The 17,862-nt window shown below is 55.8% G+C and carries 12 protein-coding genes; 6 read left to right on the top strand and 6 right to left on the bottom strand.

What is annotated here, in order from left to right; translation table 11 throughout:
- The first annotated feature begins 9 nt into the window (after positions 1-9).
- Positions 10-1,551, top strand: a complete 1,542-nt coding sequence (locus ACMCNM_RS13175; RefSeq protein WP_412764539.1) for a conjugal transfer protein TraG N-terminal domain-containing protein — start codon at positions 10-12, stop codon at positions 1,549-1,551.
- Here ACMCNM_RS13175 and ACMCNM_RS13170 read toward each other — a convergent pair.
- Complete coding sequence (locus ACMCNM_RS13170) at positions 1,540-1,902, bottom strand: hypothetical protein (protein ID WP_412764538.1); 363 nt, start codon at positions 1,900-1,902, stop codon at positions 1,540-1,542. The genes ACMCNM_RS13175 and ACMCNM_RS13170 overlap by 12 nt on opposite strands.
- Positions 1,903-2,341: 439 nt before the next feature.
- On the opposite strand from ACMCNM_RS13170, the gene ACMCNM_RS13165 reads away from it, so the two are divergent.
- The 3 genes from ACMCNM_RS13165 (at position 2,342) to ACMCNM_RS13155 (ending at position 4,354) form a co-directional block, all read left to right on the top strand.
- Positions 2,342-2,707: a DUF3085 domain-containing protein gene (locus ACMCNM_RS13165; protein WP_400561688.1), complete on the top strand. Its 366-nt coding sequence runs from the start codon at positions 2,342-2,344 to the stop codon at positions 2,705-2,707.
- A 299-nt stretch (positions 2,708-3,006) separates the two neighbouring features.
- Positions 3,007-3,330, top strand: coding sequence for a hypothetical protein (locus ACMCNM_RS13160; protein ID WP_412764537.1), 324 nt, complete (start codon positions 3,007-3,009; stop codon positions 3,328-3,330).
- 85 nt (positions 3,331-3,415) lie between these two features.
- Entirely contained in the window at positions 3,416-4,354 is a 939-nt protein-coding gene (locus ACMCNM_RS13155) for an ArdC family protein (protein WP_412764536.1), read from the top strand.
- Positions 4,355-4,436: 82 nt separating this feature from the next.
- Here the strand turns inward: ACMCNM_RS13155 and ACMCNM_RS13150 are convergent, their stop codons facing one another.
- A complete protein-coding gene (locus ACMCNM_RS13150; protein WP_412764535.1) occupies positions 4,437-4,802 on the bottom strand; it encodes a histone-like nucleoid-structuring protein, MvaT/MvaU family in 366 nt (121 codons plus the stop codon).
- Positions 4,803-4,925: 123 nt separating this feature from the next.
- Positions 4,926-5,120, bottom strand: a complete 195-nt coding sequence (locus ACMCNM_RS13145) for a hypothetical protein (protein WP_412764534.1) — start codon at positions 5,118-5,120, stop codon at positions 4,926-4,928.
- Positions 5,121-5,343: 223 nt separating this feature from the next.
- On the opposite strand from ACMCNM_RS13145, the gene mobH reads away from it, so the two are divergent.
- The gene (mobH, locus tag ACMCNM_RS13140) at positions 5,344-7,056 is read left to right on the top strand and encodes a MobH family relaxase (RefSeq protein ID WP_412764533.1); all 1,713 of its coding nucleotides are present in this window, start codon (positions 5,344-5,346) and stop codon (positions 7,054-7,056) included.
- A 118-nt stretch (positions 7,057-7,174) separates the two neighbouring features.
- On the opposite strand, the gene ACMCNM_RS13135 is transcribed toward mobH, so the two are convergent.
- The 3 genes from ACMCNM_RS13135 to ACMCNM_RS13125 are packed head-to-tail and all read right to left on the bottom strand — an operon-like array spanning position 7,175 to position 12,870.
- Positions 7,175-9,934: an AAA family ATPase gene (locus tag ACMCNM_RS13135; protein WP_412764532.1), complete on the bottom strand. Its 2,760-nt coding sequence runs from the start codon at positions 9,932-9,934 to the stop codon at positions 7,175-7,177.
- Entirely contained in the window at positions 9,927-10,496 is a 570-nt protein-coding gene (locus ACMCNM_RS13130; protein WP_412764531.1) for a hypothetical protein, read from the bottom strand. Before ACMCNM_RS13130 ends, ACMCNM_RS13135 begins: the two co-directional genes overlap by 8 nt.
- Positions 10,486-12,870, bottom strand: coding sequence for an ABC-three component system protein (locus ACMCNM_RS13125; protein ID WP_412764530.1), 2,385 nt, complete (start codon positions 12,868-12,870; stop codon positions 10,486-10,488). The genes ACMCNM_RS13130 and ACMCNM_RS13125 overlap by 11 nt, the downstream gene beginning before the upstream one ends.
- A gap of 2,214 nt (positions 12,871-15,084) precedes the next feature.
- Here ACMCNM_RS13125 and leuS point away from each other — a divergent pair.
- A complete protein-coding gene (leuS, locus tag ACMCNM_RS13120) occupies positions 15,085-17,679 on the top strand; it encodes a leucine--tRNA ligase (RefSeq protein WP_186676398.1) in 2,595 nt (864 codons plus the stop codon).
- The last annotated feature ends 183 nt before the right edge of the window (positions 17,680-17,862 follow it).

Here is a 17,862-nt window from a genome sequence, read left to right as displayed (position 1 = left end):
GGTGCAGCCATGAACATGAGCACCAACAGCTACCTCGAGTACTACCTGTCACTGTTGGCCTGGATCATCAACAACGGCATCTGGAATACGCTGGCGGACACCGGGCTGTTCGCCGCTCCCTTCGGTGCGATCATCCTGCAGGAGTGGCTGTCGGCCCGCCAAGAGGGCGCCGATGAGGGCAACAAGGGACTGCTGTCGATCCCTCGCGTCGAGAACCGGCTGTGGATGAGCTACGTGGTCATTCTGTTCGGCTGTATGCCGTTCTTCCCGCTGAACCTTTCATCCGTGACCTTCGACGATGCCGCGAGCCAGCGCTGTGGGGTGTCCATGGCCAGACCCGCCGACACGGCCTGGGGCACGACTTTCAACACCATCGGCGAGAAGTCAGCGAACGTGCCGGTGTGGTGGTTCCTCGTGCATGCCATGAGCAAAGGCATCACCGCCGCCGCCACCGCGTCGATTCCCTGTGCACCCGACATCCGTGCGATGCGCATGGAGATCGACAGTTCGCGGATCAACGACCAAGTACTGCTGCAGGAAGTCGCCGACTTCACCCGTGACTGCTACGGTTTTTCGCGCTCGCGGCTGTTCACCAATCGGCCCGAGCTGGACGAGTCGCAAAGCTACGATGCGTCCTGGATAGGCTCGACCTACCTGCTCACCACACCGGGCTACTACGATATCGATCGCTCGCGAATGCCCAGGGCCGATTGGCCGTACGACGAGACCCGAGACACCTCCCTGCCCAAGCTCGACAGCGGCGCCGGCTACCCCACCTGTAAACAGTGGTGGAGCGACGACACAATCGGACTGCGCGATCGCTTGGTGGCCGAGGTTGATCCATCGCTGCTATCGCAGCTGCGGGGATGGCTGACGGGGCGCACCTCTACGGAGGTCGAAGACGCCACCTTGCGCGAGCTGGTAAGCCCACGGCAGCAGTCACTGAGCATGGCGCCTGGGCAGGTGTTTCAGGACTACGGCAGCAGCGCGCGGGGCGGCTCATTGACGCAAGGGCTGAACAACCTGGCCACCAATACCGGCCTGGCCCTGGGCTCGTTCAGCAACCTCCCGGCGATGAATGCGCTGCGCGCGGCCTTGCCGATGGTCCAGGCCTTTCTGATCATGGGCACGATCATCAGTCTGCCACTGGTGCTGCTGATCAGCACGTACCAGCTCAAGGCGCTCATGACGATCACATTCGCGCTGTTCACGCTGCACATGCTGACGTTCTGGTGGGAGCTCGCGCGCTGGATCGACTCGAGCATGCTGGAAACGCTGTACAACCAAGTTTCTGCCTCTGACCAGGCACTGTTGTCGTTGCCGACAGCAGGGTTCATGGATGGAACGGTCACCGCTCAGGTGATCGAGTACGTCATGGGGGCAATGTTCATTGTCTTACCAGCTCTGTTCGTGGGCACTATGAGCTGGGCTGGCTATGCCGTAGGCAACGGGATCCAAAGCATGTTGGCATACGGTGGCAAAACTGGGGCGGACGCCGCCAGCAAAGGCACAGCCCAATTGACGAGCGCTGGCAGGAAATCAATCAGGTGACTTGCAATCACCTATGTAGTAGCCGTTGCTATCGTAATCGCCAATATAAAAATCAGCGCCCAAATAGTCCGGGGCTGGTTCTGCTCGGCTATCCGGGAACCCAGTGTTCCCCCACCAGCGACGAAGCAGCGCAACTATCAGATTGGTGATGATCAGCAAAGCAAAAGCGAGAGCTACAGCAACAAGACCAAACAAGCAAAGCAATTTGCTAGCTGCTGTCACCAACAGTTGTCTACGCGGACTTTGAGTCAGACGACGAGAGCCAGATAGTTTGGAGACCAAATTTTGCCAAGCTCTTCCAAGGCTAGAACCCAGGCGGCCCGAAAATGAAGGACGGATTTGACTTGTCATCTTGCACCTCCACAGGCGAACAGCCCGTTGGATCCAAGATTAAAGTCTACTCCTTTCCGAACTACGAACAGCACCGCTCATCGTTCAGCAGCAGGCTGAAACATCGCCTTGGAACGTTGTGGACTCGCAGCCTGATTGTGCACGGTTCCTGCCGTTGACCGCAGCCATCCTGCTTGGTATTGAGTAAGTGCAATCGCTGGTTTTCCAGCACCCCAGGTAGCCATAACCTTAGAGGCTACGTCACGCATGTGATGGTTACCCCGAAATGCGATTCGCGTTCGGCAGCTCGCATGGTCACCGTTCCCTGGTGATGAACGCTTTCTACTCCCCCGGGTTCACTGAACCTGCGTCTTCGTTGCACCCTGCTCACATCCATTCCAGTGCTGGGAACTCTCCCACACGGGGTGGCGTTCCTCCGCACCCTCTGGAGGATCTCATCATGCTGCGTTTCACAGGCACTGAACTTCACGCCGTGTTGGCCGAAGCCGGTATCAATGGTTGCAGACTGATACTGGTCAAGGACCACGGTGTTTACCTCATGTCCGAGATCGGCGAAAGCAAACCGGATGGCGGTGGCCGCAAACGCGTGGCCTATGCCACTGGCTGCAACCCCAACGTCGACGACTTCGACACCTGGTGGAATCGCGCCCTCGATGAATTCGGCGGCGATGATTTTGCCGAGTACTTCGACATCGATGATCCTGTCCTCGCCAGCCTTCGCGGCACTGCAGGATCGCTGGTGGTAGAGGCCACCTCCACCCACCTGTACCTGGCCGCCGAGGTTGATCCGGCAAGCAAATCTTGAACGCAGAAGCGAGCTCCACGCGTACCCAGAGCGGCACCTTAACCGGGCCTCTCTGGGCGCCTCTCGCATCCATCTTCAGTCGGTTGAAGATCGCCGTTTGTCAGGAACCCAGCGGCGGAAATCCCCGCTGGAACTCCCTGGATAGAACCCTCCATATGAGGTGTAGGTCGGAGATTGACCTCACATCCAAGCGCGGTTTAATACATGGACGCATCCTGCTCAATGCCTTGTTCAGATTGAGCAGGTCCACGCACGAACCTCACATGGGGTGTCGCGGGATCAGCTACGCGGAGGTCCCAATGTCCAGGATGAAGCGCTTTTCCGATGCGGTGGTGCTGAGCCCAGGCGTTTGGCAGCAGTTCATTGAACCTGCCACAGGCGAGGAACCGATTGGACAGTCAGGCCTGCGCTTGGCAGACCTGCTCAACAGCGTGCTGACGTCGGCACCGCGTGCTTCACACTGCCCCATCGAGCTGCAACACGACCGCTTACGGCACAACAGCACTTCAGTCTCTGCTCACCTGCCGCAGCTTCAGCTGGCTCGCGTCACGCCACACAGGGGCCCGGCTTTTCTGCTCATCCGGCTACCCGGCGAGATCGTAGTCGATATCGCCGCCCTCTAACCCTGCAGCACCGCTACTGCCTGACTACCCCACCGGGAACCCTTCCCGGCTGGGCAGCGTTCCCCCTACACGCACGGAGAACGCCATGTCAGATGTCTATCTGGATGTCACCAACAAGATCGTCAGCGCCTTGAGCCAAGGCGTGATCCCCTGGATCAAACCCTGGGCCACCACCGGTTCAAATGCTGACTCCCCTTTTCCCATCAACGCCATCACCCGGCGGCCCTACGCCGGCATCAACATTCCACTGCTGTGGGCCGAGGCGCGCCTGCGAGGTTTCACCCAGGATCGCTGGCTGACCTTCAACCAGGCACGCAAAGCGGGTGGCCATGTACGCAAGGGCGAGCAATCCACCCTCGCGGTGCTGTACAAACCGATGAGCAAGGAGGCGCACGACGAGGACGGCCAGGTCGTTCGCGATGAGCAGGGCAATATCAAGATGGTGCAGTTCGCCCTCCTGCGCACGCACTACCTGTTCAACATCGAGCAGACCGAAGGCTTGCCTGCCGAGGAGCCAGAACCCGCTGAGCACACCGAGCCGCCCGCTTTTATCGACCATGCCCCGGCCGAGCAGTTGCTGCTAGCCAGCGGAGCGCAGATCGAGCATTGCTACGGCGACAGCGCGTTCTATCAGCCGCTGCGCGATCGCATCCAGCTGCCCACCAAGGCCCAATTCGAGGACGTCGGCAGCTACTACGCGACGGCCCTGCATGAGCTGACTCACTGGTCGGGTCATCGATCGCGCCTGAATCGCGAGGGCATCACCGGCGGACACGCATTCGGCTCCGCAGCCTATGCCTTCGAAGAACTGGTCGCGGAAATGGGGGCAGCGTTTCTCTGCGCACTGACCGCCACTCAGGGAGAATTGCGCCACGAGGAGTACCTGGCCTCCTGGCTGAAGATCCTCAAGGAAGACAAGCGTGCGATTTTCCGCGCCAGTGGCCAGGCCCGTGAGGCCTCGGAGTTCCTGCTGGCACTGCAGGCCGACCGCACCACAGAAGCGCCGGAGCGACTCACTGCGTGATTTCCCTCAACCAGCAAAAAGGCCCCAATTCGGGGCCTTTGTTTTTCTGCAGGGTCAGCATCGACCGCTTATGCGGAGTCGATTACTCCAGCCAGCTCTCGACGGCGTCCGAGCCGTGTTCCTGCTTCCACTGCTTGAGGATCTTATGATTGCCACCTTTTGTTTCAACGACCTCGCCACTGTGCGGGTTCTTGTAGCGCTTAACTTCACGCGGCTTGCGCTGAGCGCCGCTCGACGCGCTAGCGGCACTCACGCTCACGCCCTTGGACGGATCCAGAATGGTGATCACCTGACGCAGGCTCATGCCGTACTCTTCCAGCAAGGCCTTCAGCTTCTGTTCAAACTCGATTTCCTGCTTCAGGCCAGAATCGTTTTTCATCGCATCCAGCTGTTGAAGTTGTGCGGCCAGCTGCGCTTCCAGCGCTTTGAATTCGGCAAGTTTGGACATGAGAAATCTTTCCTAGTTATGAGACATGTGAAGGCATAGTAGCTGAGACGAACTCAATATCCGAGTCTTAATTCCAATCTAAGAGTCATTTCATGCTCATTAATTGCAGAACTCTGTGACAGATCAGTCAGCCAAGTTCTGACACAGATGCGCCACCACTTCGCGAGGCGCCGCGCTGTTGCCAATCTTGAACAAGATGTCGCGCTGGCTGCGCGGCATCTTTTTCGCACAGCGCTTGGCGGCAGACCGAATAGCAGCATCTGTGCCGTGAATTCGATCCGCCAGCAACACGATCAATAGAGCATCACTCAGCGTCATCAGCGCCCCAGGTCATAAACATGATGCCGGGCAGTCTACCCCCACTCGAAAGGGTCGGCTATGCCGATCGGCCAGCTAACCCGACGCGCCAGATTTCGGATTATCCCACTCGCGAAAAAGGCCAAGGCGGTAAAGGGTAATGGCGTCAATGGAAGGGGGCGCAAGGGTAAGAGGCTTATCCGAAAAGGCAAAAGGACCTTTTGAACGCAAGGCAGGTACTGCGATGAAACGCTGGTGGTTCAAACCGCAAAAAGGCCTTTCCGAAGAGAGTACTCCCGCCGCCGTGGGCTTTCATCAACCACTGTCGGCAGAATCACTGCTCTCTGCCAGCCACCGAAAAAGGCTGCTCGAGCGCATCTGGCAATACACGGCCCTCTCCCCGCTACAGTTGGAACAACTCTACCTCGAACCTATTCGTCGCTACGCCACCTATGTACAGCAACTACCGGCCAGTGAGAGCCATCACCATGCCTATCCAGGCGGCATGCTCGACCACGGTTTGGAGCTGGTGGCGTGCAGCCTGAAGTTACGCCAGTCCTACCTGCTCCCCAGCGGTGCCGCACCGGAAGACCAGGCCGCGCAGGCTGATGCCTGGAGCGCCGCCATTGCATACGGTGCCCTGCTCCACGACGTTGGTAAAATCGCCGTTGATCTCCAGGTGGAGTATCAGAATGGTGAACGATGGCACCCCTGGCACGGCCCTCTGAACCAACCCTACCGCTGCCGCTATCACCCCGATAGGGATTACCAGCTACACGGCGCAGCCACAGGACTGCTGTATACTCAGATTCTGCCCCCCGCCCTACTCGACTGGCTCAGCAGCTACCCTGCCTTGTGGGGGCAATTGCTGTACTTGCTGGCTGACCACTACGAACACGCCGGTACCCTCGGAGAGTTGGTGCTGCAAGCAGACCGGGTTTCCACGGCGCAAAACATCGGCGCCAACCCGACAAAAGCACTGCAAGCTCCCAAGCACTCGCTGCAGCATCACCTGCTTGCGGGCCTCAGTCACCTGGTCAAACGGGAGTTCAAGCTCAACCAGCCTGGCGCTGCCGGCTGGCTCACTGCTGACCACCTGTGGTTGGTCAGCAAAACCGCGACCGACAGGCTGCGTGCCTACCTGCTGGCTCAATCGGTGGACGGTATTCCCTCCTCCAACATCGCATTGTTCGATGAACTGCAATCACACGGATTAGTGGACTCGACACCTGAGGGCAAAGCGGTATGGAGTGCCAACGTAACAGACAATGACTGGCAACATCGCTTTACCTTTCTCCGCGTGCAACCGAGCCTGATTTGGGCCGATAAACCCCGGCCAGACTGCTTTAAAGGAACGGTTGAGCCGATGGTGGAACATCCTATGCCAGCCGGTGATACCTGCGAGTCGGCTTCGGATCGACCGCAACCAACGTCGGAAGAAGAACAGCCTGAACCCGAGCACCCGAGGCAGGATTTTGACTATCTCGACGATTTGATGGACATGTTGCAAGAACCGAGCGAGGTCGACAATGGACCGAGCGCGGAAAGCCTGCAGTCTGCCATTACGCCACCCAAGGATGCCGAGGGGCTGGCCTTCCTCGAATGGCTGCGCAAAGGAGTTCTCAATCATCGCTTGGTGGTCAACGACCGCAAGGCCAAGGTCCATACCGTAGATGGCACTTTTTTCCTGGTCACCCCAGGCATTTTCCAACGCTACGCCGCCGAACACCCCGAATTGGCAGAAGCAGAACCTCAAAGCGACGCCTGGCGACGAATCCAACGTCAATTTGAAAAGCTGGATGCTCATCTGAGAAAGCCCAATAGCCAGAACATTTGGACTTGCACTGTACGAGGCCCGCGGAACACCGCATCCCTTAACGGCTACATCCTGCGAAACGTCAATCTCATTGGTGTGACGCCACCTCCAGATAACCCCTTCCTAAAGTTACAGTCTTGAAGATTGCCAGCGTGGCTAGGGCTGACCTACTCTATGATGAGGAAAACCTAAAAATCACCAGGCTTCATCGGCTTGGATACGCTAAGGCTACTCGCTCAAGCTCTCGGTTTGACCGGAGTTATTTTGGCACCGCCGCATTGCCCTGAACTGTCATTTTAACTCCGGTGCGGGGGTTGCCCTCCAAATGAATCATGTTCAAGAGGTGCCTGTCGGTGATACTTGAAAATTTCTGAGCCATGTGCCGGGCCAGCGAATCACTGGCAGTGGTCAATATCAAGTTCATATCCGGCATCGAGGTGGCCACCAGCCGGAAAATGTCCAACATTGCCACTCGATTCAGGTCATCCAAATGCGCGATTGGCTCGTCGAGGAAGAAGCTTCCCCCGGTATTCCGAGCCCTGGCTAAGTATAGCGACAATGCCAGATCCTGGCGCTGGCCTTGGCTAAGCTTCCCTTCTGCGTCCAATGCAGGCTCGTGGCCCTCGGCGAAGACTGTCCATTTCAATGCATCTTCGCCTTCTGAAACGCCCAAGCCTTTGTACACTTCGTTGGCATGCATTCTGGAAAACAGCTCAGCAGCAGGACTTAGCAGGGGCTTTAGGCTTGAGGCGGTGAAGTCCTTCACATGCAAGGCATACTGCTCAATCGCCAGGTCAGCATCAGCGATGTAGCCAGTGCCGATTCTTAGCTTGCTGGTCAACTCAACCAGTTCCTGCTCAAGTTTTTTTAGCTTAGCTGAGTCGATATCAACACTCACCACAGCTTTGCATTGATCAAGCATGCTGGTGTATGTCGTTGCATCAATTCCTCGCTGACCCAGCTGTTGACGCATGATGTCATAAGTCTCTACTGACACGGGTTGATCACCAAAAAGCTCACGCCAATGGGAATCGAAGCTGCTGGTGATTTCTACTGCTGCAGCGATGTTCGCGTTGAGACCAGCGATCTCGCCCGCCTTGGACTGAACGGCTTGTAAAAGCCCTTGTACAGCCAGAACGAGGCGAGCCCTCACCGGCTCGTATTGGTCGAATTGATCCTGAAAATGTTTCTTGTAGCTTCCCAAGCTTGCGACGGCGCTCGATACCCTTGTTGCCGCACCGCTCGCGGGAGTAATGGCGAAAAACTTCTCCACTTCGGAAAGCTTTGCGAAAATCCCGCTGATTTGAATTGCAGAAGTCACTCTGCGATTCATATTCGCAAGGCCATCCATATGCATTCCGGAGAAATCTTGAACGCCCATCGTTTCGAAGTACGCACTCCTGATTGCAAACGACTGCAGTTCTTGGTGCACAGAATTAGATCGAGCCAAATAAGTTTCATGGGCGGATTTCTGCGACGTAGCTAACGCCAGGACTTTAATGGCATCTTGCTCATCATTACGAGCTAACGCCAGTGCATTTGAGGCAGCTTCAAGAGCCGGCGCAAGCACTTCCATATTTGAGAATATTTCTTCCCGAAGTCTAGCAGTGGTGGGCCAATTATAATTACAGAGCGGACAGTGAGGGTCATCATGAGTACGGGCGAATTCACTACCCATAACTTTTAACTTACCCAAAACGTTATTGTACGCGTCAAAGTCTGCTTCTGCTCGGATTCGTATATTCTTTGCCGCATCAGCCAGGCGTGCCTTTTCGTCGTAGTCGATTGCAGGTGCTACAGGATTCGCCATCAGGTCATTTTTCTGACGCTCAAGCTCCATGATTTTTTGGAAGTTAGCGGACAAAAGAGCAATTGCCTCTTTCCACTTCGTTTGCCGATCAGAACTCCACCCCAGCTCTACAAAACCCGCCGCCACAAGTTCCGCCTGGCTTCGGTCAACCTGCTCGAAATACCCTGCCACACCCTGAGCGCTAGTGGCTGTTTGCCACCTCTGGAAGGTTAGCAGGGTGTCATCAGCCCATTTTAACGACCGTTGAGCGTCAGACACTTTCTGTTGGGCGTCGGACAACTCTGATGCTCGAACACTGTGATCTTCGCTCGCCTTTTTCTGCTCCTGCGTCAGGGCATCAACTGACTGACGAAGAGTTTCGGTTTGCTGCAAAGAAGCGTGGTACGGCGTCCATTGCTGATACACGGTGTTCAGCACTGCCATCTCTCGCTGCTGCTTCTGGCTGAACGAGTTAACACGCAGCTGAGCTGCCTCTAGCCGCTCAGGAATGGTTCCCTCGACTGCTGGTGGAAACACCGTAAAAATAGCTTCAAGGCTACCTAGCGCGGCCTCCTTGGCCGGAGAGCTCATGGCCAGAGATGCTTTAAGCGTTTCAATTTCAGCATTCACGCCCGAAACTTTGTCCGCTAGCCCTTTCGTACTGGGAAGTGCCTTCCTGTAATCCCGCAAATTTCGCAAGGTACTGGTGAGATGACCAAAACCAAGTATGTCAGCGAAAATTTGCTGACGCTCGTCGGCCTTATTATTATCAATCAACAATGCTAGCGAGTTGGAGTAAAGCCACCGGCTATTGCGCAACCATCCCCGCTTGGCCTTTCGCAATGCGATGGTACTTTTTCCCGAAACCGACGTCGGCGTGAGCATCCCCAAAAGAAACTCATCGTTAATTTTTTTCTTTTTCTCGCCGTCGGGGGTTATCCACAGCGAGGTATTGGTTCGGGTAAGTACGTGAAGCTTTCCGTCAATCAAACACTTTGCCGAGACTGTAGTAGCCCCCCTACCCCATTGGCATTCCAGTGCCGCCCCGTTCAGATCATCGACCTTGCCGGTAATCAACCACTCCAAGGCATAACAGATGGTGCTTTTACCTGTGCCATTGGCCGCATGGATGACTGTTAAAGGTGCATCCAACGGAACCACCAACTCATCTGGAATACCCCGAAAATTCTGAATGGTAACGGCGAGGAATTTGATGGGCAGGTTATTCATTGAGATTCCATTCTTTACCATGAATTTGGGCTAGCTCTTGACTGTCCACCTCCGCCAGTAACTCTACAAGCTGGAGGTAGTCGGTATTCTCGGAAGAAAAGACTACCGCATCCCCTTGATCTTCAATACGTTCCAGGCCTAACGGAGTGATTCGTTCATAGCGTTCCCAACCTTTATCACCCCGGGTAACAACATGCTTTCTGACAAATCTGATATCTCTCTCGATATCAAGGATAAACGCCTTGAACTGATCATTGACCTGGGTAGCGGCGATTACCAGGTAACCGTCAATGACGAGGCCTGAGCGCTCGCGCTGGACAATGGCGGCATCCAAGAACGTCTCTGCAATTTTGGCCTGGCGCATTGCGTCGACACCAGAATCAGTGGTGATGTTGACCAGTAAAATAGAGGCGAAGGACGACTCCCAATACCCGAGCTCATTCCCTATCGCGCCATCCTGCCAATTCTGATTAGTACCCGATAAGTACTGCTGACTGGAGGTTCTGGAGAAGCCGGCATCCTCAGCTCGACGCCCTATGATTTCAGTCAATTCATTGAGCATCTAGCTTCCCCTTCCGAACAAAAATATCTTGCATGAACTGATTAGGTGAAGGAGCTGACGGGTCGTCATACACCGATTCAATATCGCCCAAACTGAAGATATAAACGTTTCTTGCAATCGCGGGTTCAGTAATTGATCCCTTTGGGGCAGGTGGGCTCGTGTAGTCGTATCGCCCATCGCTGGGTTTTTTGTCCGTGACGTTCCCCCTCCCCTGCGCGAAGACGATGAGGCTCGGATGCACAATCGGCTGTCGAGCCCAGTCGAACAGGTCACCTTCCATCTGTCTGACGTGATAGTTCCTGTTTGCCCAGGCCATGAGGTTGACTTCGCCATGCACAGGGTCGTCGTGCCGGATATGCCCCTGCAGGTCGGGCAAACAGATCCACTGGCTTGCGGGCGGTACATTGAGGTAGCTCAGCGCCTGGACAGTTCTCATGACGCACTCTCCAGATGTGCAGAGCGTCTCCAGTGGAAAATCCTCCCCCGCTTTGACACCAAACCACGTTCTGTAGGTGAAGCCCGAGTAGTCAGGCAGGCCTGTTCCTTGCACCAACGTATCGAGCAGATCCAGCTCTGCTTTCACTGCAGGCAGATAGCCTGGGTATGGAGGATACCGATTGAAGAGCTCATGAAATTCAAGCGACATCGGATGCATATCGTCTGTAACGGCCCCCGCAACCAAGCGATGCGCCTTTACAGCAGCCAGGGTCAAATCTGCATTCCAGTCGAGGGTAAACGTAAGAGCACCACTGGTGCTCCGACGCATAACACGTCCAGAGGGATTAACGGTAGCTGGAGTTGGTCGGGTCGCGCACTCGACGTCGATCGCTGGAAAGATACCGGTGGCACTGTACAGCTCGGTAGGACACGCTCCGACACGGTTACTGTTGGCAATCGCCGTGGCAATCGTCGAGTGTATGCGCTGGCCATAGTGATCTGAGGCCGAGGTCAATACTTTTTCGAGGCTGGTGACACTAACGGATGCAAGGACAAGATTGGGCCGCTTCGAATTGTCCTCTTTTTGGCTAGCCATTATCCGACGCAACTGAGACCTGGCATTGGATATCGGGTTCGTAAAATCGTTACCCAAGGTTGGCCAGACGACAACATCTTCAAATGCTAGACGGAGCGACACCTTACCGTGCCCGTACTCAGCCTGGCCTGTCTCGTTTTCCACGAGCACATAGCAGTTGAAAATGCCCTGTGTAGGATCTTTGACCCAACACCAACCGGCCCTGTAGTTCTGGAGCGGAGCCGGATCCCACTCTGGATCAATCCAAATCATGTCATCTGAATTTTTCCAGGCAGCAAGCTGAACCCCAGTCACGCCACCGCAACCTACGAACACGACTGCTTGGCTATCGTACCTTTCGACAAGCTGCTGAAGTTCTGCCCAATCGCCAGGATCTGCCGCCTCGGCGCCCCCGGTAAAAATCACGGGAAGCGAGCCAAAGTTATTGAACAGCGTGCCTGTCTTGGGCAGGAGCATGGTTCGCATGAACGGCAGAAGCTCTGCGCCTTGCAACAGCCCTAGATTGAAACGCTGATTGCGACCCAGCTTTAACTTGATGTATTCAGTCCGGATTCCGGAAATGAGCTCCTCGTCCTCCTGACTCACCATCAGATTTCGTGATTGGAGAAACGCTTTCAGCTCACCTACAATCTGTGCCGAATCGCACTCAAACTTGAAGTAGGTCGACTTGATGTGCGGATAGGCGCCCACCAGCCGGGAGAGGTCGTCTTTTTTGTGCAGGTTGGTTTGCAGGTTGTCGATCCTGGCCCAGACCAAATCACACAGCTGCTCCTGTGTCAGATCTTTCAGGTCAGGATGCTTTCTAAGGGTAGCGGATCCTTTGCGAGCGGCTAGCGCCTTTTCTTCGAATTCTGCTCTGAGGTTTACGAAACGTTGCCTACCGCTCCCTTGCAGGAATTCTAAAAGCTTACCAGCCGCTCGATCAGATACTGCAACGTAATAACGAAATGGCTCACCTGGAGCGGAGGCGATGCCAGGCTTGATGGTCGCATAAAGGAAGAATTTGCAAATTTCCTGAATGACCATGGGAAGAGAGACGATGCCGTTGTAGCGCTTGCACTGAATGACGCCAACCGGACGGCCATCCTCAAGCAGGATGACATCGCGCCCCTGATCGGCCCCGTCATTTAGTCGGCGGGCAGTGTCATACCAGTCCTCTGAACCATCTACTGCTCGAGCAGCGTAGAGGTCTGCCAGGAGAAGCTCAAAATGAGCGTCCCCCATTCGCTCGAAAGGCAGCTGGCCGCAGTCAAACGCGAAGAGTTCAGGGGTATTTGGGTTCTCTTCCCGCAGCTTGCGATCTTCTTCATCGCTACGAAATTGGACATCAATAGTCGTCAAACTCTTGCTCCTAGGAATGACTCGACCACACGGAAGCAGATGCCGGAGAGACGTAGCAATGCTTTCGCAAGCAACTCATTAGCGAAAGGTAAGCCCGTTTTCTATAGGGCTAGGGCTGGCTAATCGCTTCTCCACGAAATCCTGCGGCGCAGGTATGCTTAAAGCGTGGCCTCCTGCGATAGCGCAACCCGGCACATCTCACTGATAGCAAAAAAACATCATATTAAAGGGACCTCCTGTCCACTGCCAACCACTAAAGTCCATGCGATCTGCGGAAAGCCGCCAAGCACCACGCCTTCGCCAGCGTTATGTGCAAGAGGATGGCGAGTACCACCGCATTCAACATCCCTGGCTAGCTAATGATCAACCAAGCGCGATTTGCGTGCGGGCGTTCAACGGCTGCCAAGTAGGCGGCGTGACTTCAAATAGGCCTATACCGACTCGGCTCATAGGAAGACTGTGCCGCCCCGCTGTATGAGTTCAGCAGGACAACTGCACAGTAGACCTATGGGGAGCCTATCAAGAGCAGAAGCAAGGGGGCCTCAGAGAGCAACAGTACTACGCGCGAATTGGAATGCTGCTCCCAACCTACTGATCTCATGAGCCCAGTAGCCTGAAACGTGCGGCTTAATCCACTGGATAAAGAGTACCGAGGACTAAATCGTCGCAAAAAAACCAGCGACCGTTATGTGATCGGTTCTGCGATTTTTGACAGGACTGCGTGATCGCACACTCCCCTCCTGCACCCGATGCCAAAGCTTAACCATTGATGTTCGTCGGCTCATTTCCTCGGGAAGGAACGCACGGCGCAACAAAGGTACTTGACCGTTGGGCAGAAAATTCCGGGAAAGCCCAATGAAAGCCAGCGGCCAAAGTATGGGCTAAGGTATGGGCTGAAACCGACCAGGCACAAAAAAGCCCTGAAAAATCAGGGCTTTAATGAAAATCAGTGGCGGAAGCGTAGGGATTCGAACCCATAAACCATCACACATCCGTTGGCAGCTTCTGTCCCCCCGCACGGAACACTTTGCCAGCGATGGTAGCTTGCCCCCGCCAAGCGATCGCATGGGAACAGGATCCATCTCAGTTCGGCCGCCCTCGCCACGGACGTACACTTAGCTCCATCTGGTTCCATCTCGGCAGCCGTCAGAAATCGCCGTTCTAGATCGCGGATCCATGTGAGGGTATCGAGGGTATTTTCGCGGGTATATTTCTAGTTTTTTTAGCTGAAAACACCGTCCTAGAAGCTAATCCAGATGTTTTTCGGCGACCCGGACAGTCTTTGATCAGAACGCCATGAAGGCAACAGTCCGGCCGGACAACTGCCATGGCACTCGCCGACCCGATAAGTCGAGACAGCGAACACAGCGAACGGCCGTGACACAGCACCACGCCCTACCACAGCGCATGGAGTGGGACCTTCTTGGTTGGACTGATGTCCATCTCTGCCCATGCTTTCGCCACCCCCCCCACATCGTCAGCCAGTGCCCTGACGGTGTCACGGGACACAGTACAAATCATGCCCAGCGACATGCCCGGACAACATTGCGGCGTAGGTGGCCGCTCCAGATTGAAGTTGGAAAGTCAATAACGGCAACCGCAAGACTTGTCATCTCCGACTATGGTACACGCCAATGACACCTATTACTGCGCTATACGCAGAGGCTGACGGAAGTTGTTTTCATGGCTACTCGGAATAATGAGTCCTCTACTTTTGACATCTTGAAGATGTGCGATACAAGGGTGCGGTGCAAAAGGATGCTCGAGGAACATTTTGTAACGAAACCCAATGCACTCCGACGATTTCTCCTACAACTCAGTCGCCACCTTTAAACAGATCGATCACCGCCTCCAATGAGCGAAACTATGAATCGGATTTCGGTTCGAGGCGAGACGCTTAGGCGCTGAAGCCGCCAGCACTCCCACAGTATATGCAGCACTTCCAACCCGATTTCTGCTTGATTACTCACGGCAATCTGTTACGGTCGCTTAAAGCCAAATACAAGCCGCCTCGGACTTTCAGCGTGTGGCCCCGTGGCTGGTTGGCGGGAGGGCGCAAAAAGGAAAAAACTTTTCAAACCTAATCCCTGCCAGATTACCGTAAGCGCTTACACTTGCGGCAAGCGATGTTCAACAGGCCGAGCGATATCTTACAAGAACATATGAGCCGGGCGATTTATCGTCGTCCAGCTCCAACAATATCGAGGACCCCCTATGCGACAGCAGTATGATCCTGCCTGGGTTGAAAGCACGGCTCAGGCCAAATGGCTTCGCGATGAAGTATTCAAGGCTGTCCAGGACGAAAGCCGGCCAAAGTTCTATGCCTGTTCCATGCTGCCCTACCCTTCCGGAAAGTTGCACATGGGGCATGTGCGCAACTACACGATCAATGACATGTTGGCCCGTCACATGCGGATGAAGGGCTACAACGTCCTGATGCCGATGGGATGGGATGCGTTCGGCCTACCGGCAGAAAACGCCGCGATGCAGTCGGGCGTATCACCCGCTCAGTGGACACGGATGAACATCGCCGACATGAAGTCGCAGATGCAGCCGCTAGGACTGGCTTTCGACTGGTCACGAGAAATCGCCACCTGCGATCCCGAATACTACAAATGGAACCAGTGGTTTTTCTTGAAGTTGCTGGAAAAGGGCGTGGCCTACAAGAAGACCCAGATCGTCAACTGGGACCCCGTCGACCAAACCGTGCTGGCCAACGAGCAAGTGGTGGATGGCCGGGGTTGGCGATCCGGAGCGCTCGTCGAGAAACGCGAGATTCCCGGCTACTACCTGCGCATCACGCAGTATGGAGAGGAACTGCTGTCGGCCATCGATACCCTGGAGGGTTGGCCGGACATGGTCCGCAGCATGCAGCGCAACTGGATTGGCAAGGCCAGTGGAGTCCGCCTGGCCTTTGTCCACACTGTCGAAGACGCAAACGGGCAGTTGATCGACGCAGGCAAGCTGTGGGTGTTCACGACGCGCGTCGATACGCTGATGGGTGTGACGTTTTGTGCCGTTTCCCCTGATCATCCGCTGGCCAAGCGTGCCACGGCGCTCGATCCAGGGCTCGAGCCGCAGGTGCAGGCGTGTCGACAGGCGGCACAGACCAGCCCCGCCGCCGGCGCGCAGGCGAAGCTCGGTATCCCGAGCGGCTTGCACGTCGAGCATCCATTGACCGGCGAACCGGTCGCCGTGTGGATCACCAATTATGTGGTTGGTGAGTATGGGGAAGGCGCCTTGATGGGGGTGCCGGCCCATGATGAGCGCGATTTCGATTTTGCCCGTCAGTATGGCTTGCCCGTACACCCCGTCATCGCGCTCGACGGGGCTCCTTATGACCCTGCAGCCTGGTCGGATCGCTACGGCAGCCAGGAAGGTCGCCTGATCAACTCTGGCGTCTATGATGGTCTCACGGTGGAGCAAGCTGCCCTGGCAATCGTCGACGCCCTGGCCGAACGTGGGCGTGGCGAGCAAGCCACCACGTGGCGCCTGCGTGACTGGGGAATCTCCCGGCAACGATACTGGGGAACTCCGATTCCGATCATTCATTGCGAATACTGTGGCGATGTACCAGTACCTTACGCAGACCTGCCGGTAATATTGCCGACCGATTGCATTCCCGACGGAAGCGGCAATCCGTTGCTGCGGCGTGAATCGTTCCGCCTCGTCGCGTGCCCTCGTTGTGCAGCACCCGCGCAACGGGAAACGGACACAATGGACACCTTCGTCGACTCGAGCTGGTATTTCATGCGCTACTGCGATCCCGACTGCCACACTTCGATGGTAGGGCCTGGCAACCGATACTGGATGCCCATCGACCAGTACATCGGCGGCATCGAGCATGCGGTGCTGCACTTACTCTACGCCAGGTTCTGGACAAGGGCGATGCGCGACGAGGGATTGGTGGACTTCAGTGAACCATTCAAGAATCTGTTCACTCAGGGCATGCTGCTGCGGGAAAGTTATTACCGCAAGGCGCAGGACGGTAGCCGACGATGGTTCTACCCCTGCGAAGTATCGGTTCAATACGATGAAAAAGGCCGTCCGGTCAGCGCGACAGCGATCGAAGATGGCTTGCCTGTCACCCTGGGTGGCGTGGAGAAGATGTCCAAGTCGAAGAACAACGTGGTCGAGCCCAAGGACATCATCGACCGGTTTGGTGCGGACACCGCCCGGTTGTTCACCATCTTCGCCGGCCCCCCTGATCAAAGCACGATCTGGAGCGACACCGGTGTCGAAGGGGCTTATCGCTTCCTGCGCCGTCTCTGGAGCTTTGCCGTTGATGAGCAGGCACGCTGGAGCGAAAGTGACGGCCAGGCGGCAGACGCCACAGAAGCCAGCCGTGTGCGCTTCATGACCCATGACTTGTTGAAGCAAATCAATAACGATTATGAGCGTCTGCAATACAATACCGTCGTATCGGGTGCAATGAAGATGCTCAAGGTACTGGAGAGTGCCCGCAGCGTTGGTCACCAGGTCTGCCGGGAAACCATGGCCATTCTCTTGCAGGTGCTGCAACCTGTGACGCCACATATCTCCCAGGTTCTCTGGGAGGCATTAGGATTCCCCGGCGCGATCTACGACAGTGCCTGGCCGACCCCGGACAGCGACGCCTTAAGGCAGGACGAAGTGAAGTTGATGGTACAGGTCAATGGCAAGCTACGGGGGGAGATTCTGGTCCAGGCCGATGCCGACCATGACACAATCCGTGACCAGGCGCTGTCCGATCCTGTGTTGAGCAAATATCTGGAAAGCGCAGGAAGGATGATCGTAGTGCCTAACCGATTGGTGAACTTCATCGTCTGACCATTCAGGTTGTCCCCTGAAACCAGAAAGCCGGCTTTCTCAGGAAATGTCGGCTTTCTGGTTCAGGCCTCAGTGGAAAACGTGTGCATCCCACCCACTGACTGCTGCGACGCGTAGCGACTGGGATGAGCCCAAAGCATAGGCTGCGCGACTGGGTGAGGGATTGCACGTTTGACAGCGCCC

This window comes from Pseudomonas sp. NGC7, assembly GCF_047159675.1.
Taxonomy (GTDB): Bacteria; Pseudomonadota; Gammaproteobacteria; order Pseudomonadales; family Pseudomonadaceae; genus Aquipseudomonas; species Aquipseudomonas kermanshahensis.
The sequence above is the reverse complement of the archived record's forward strand: the minus strand, read 5'-3'. Positions and strand labels throughout refer to the sequence as shown.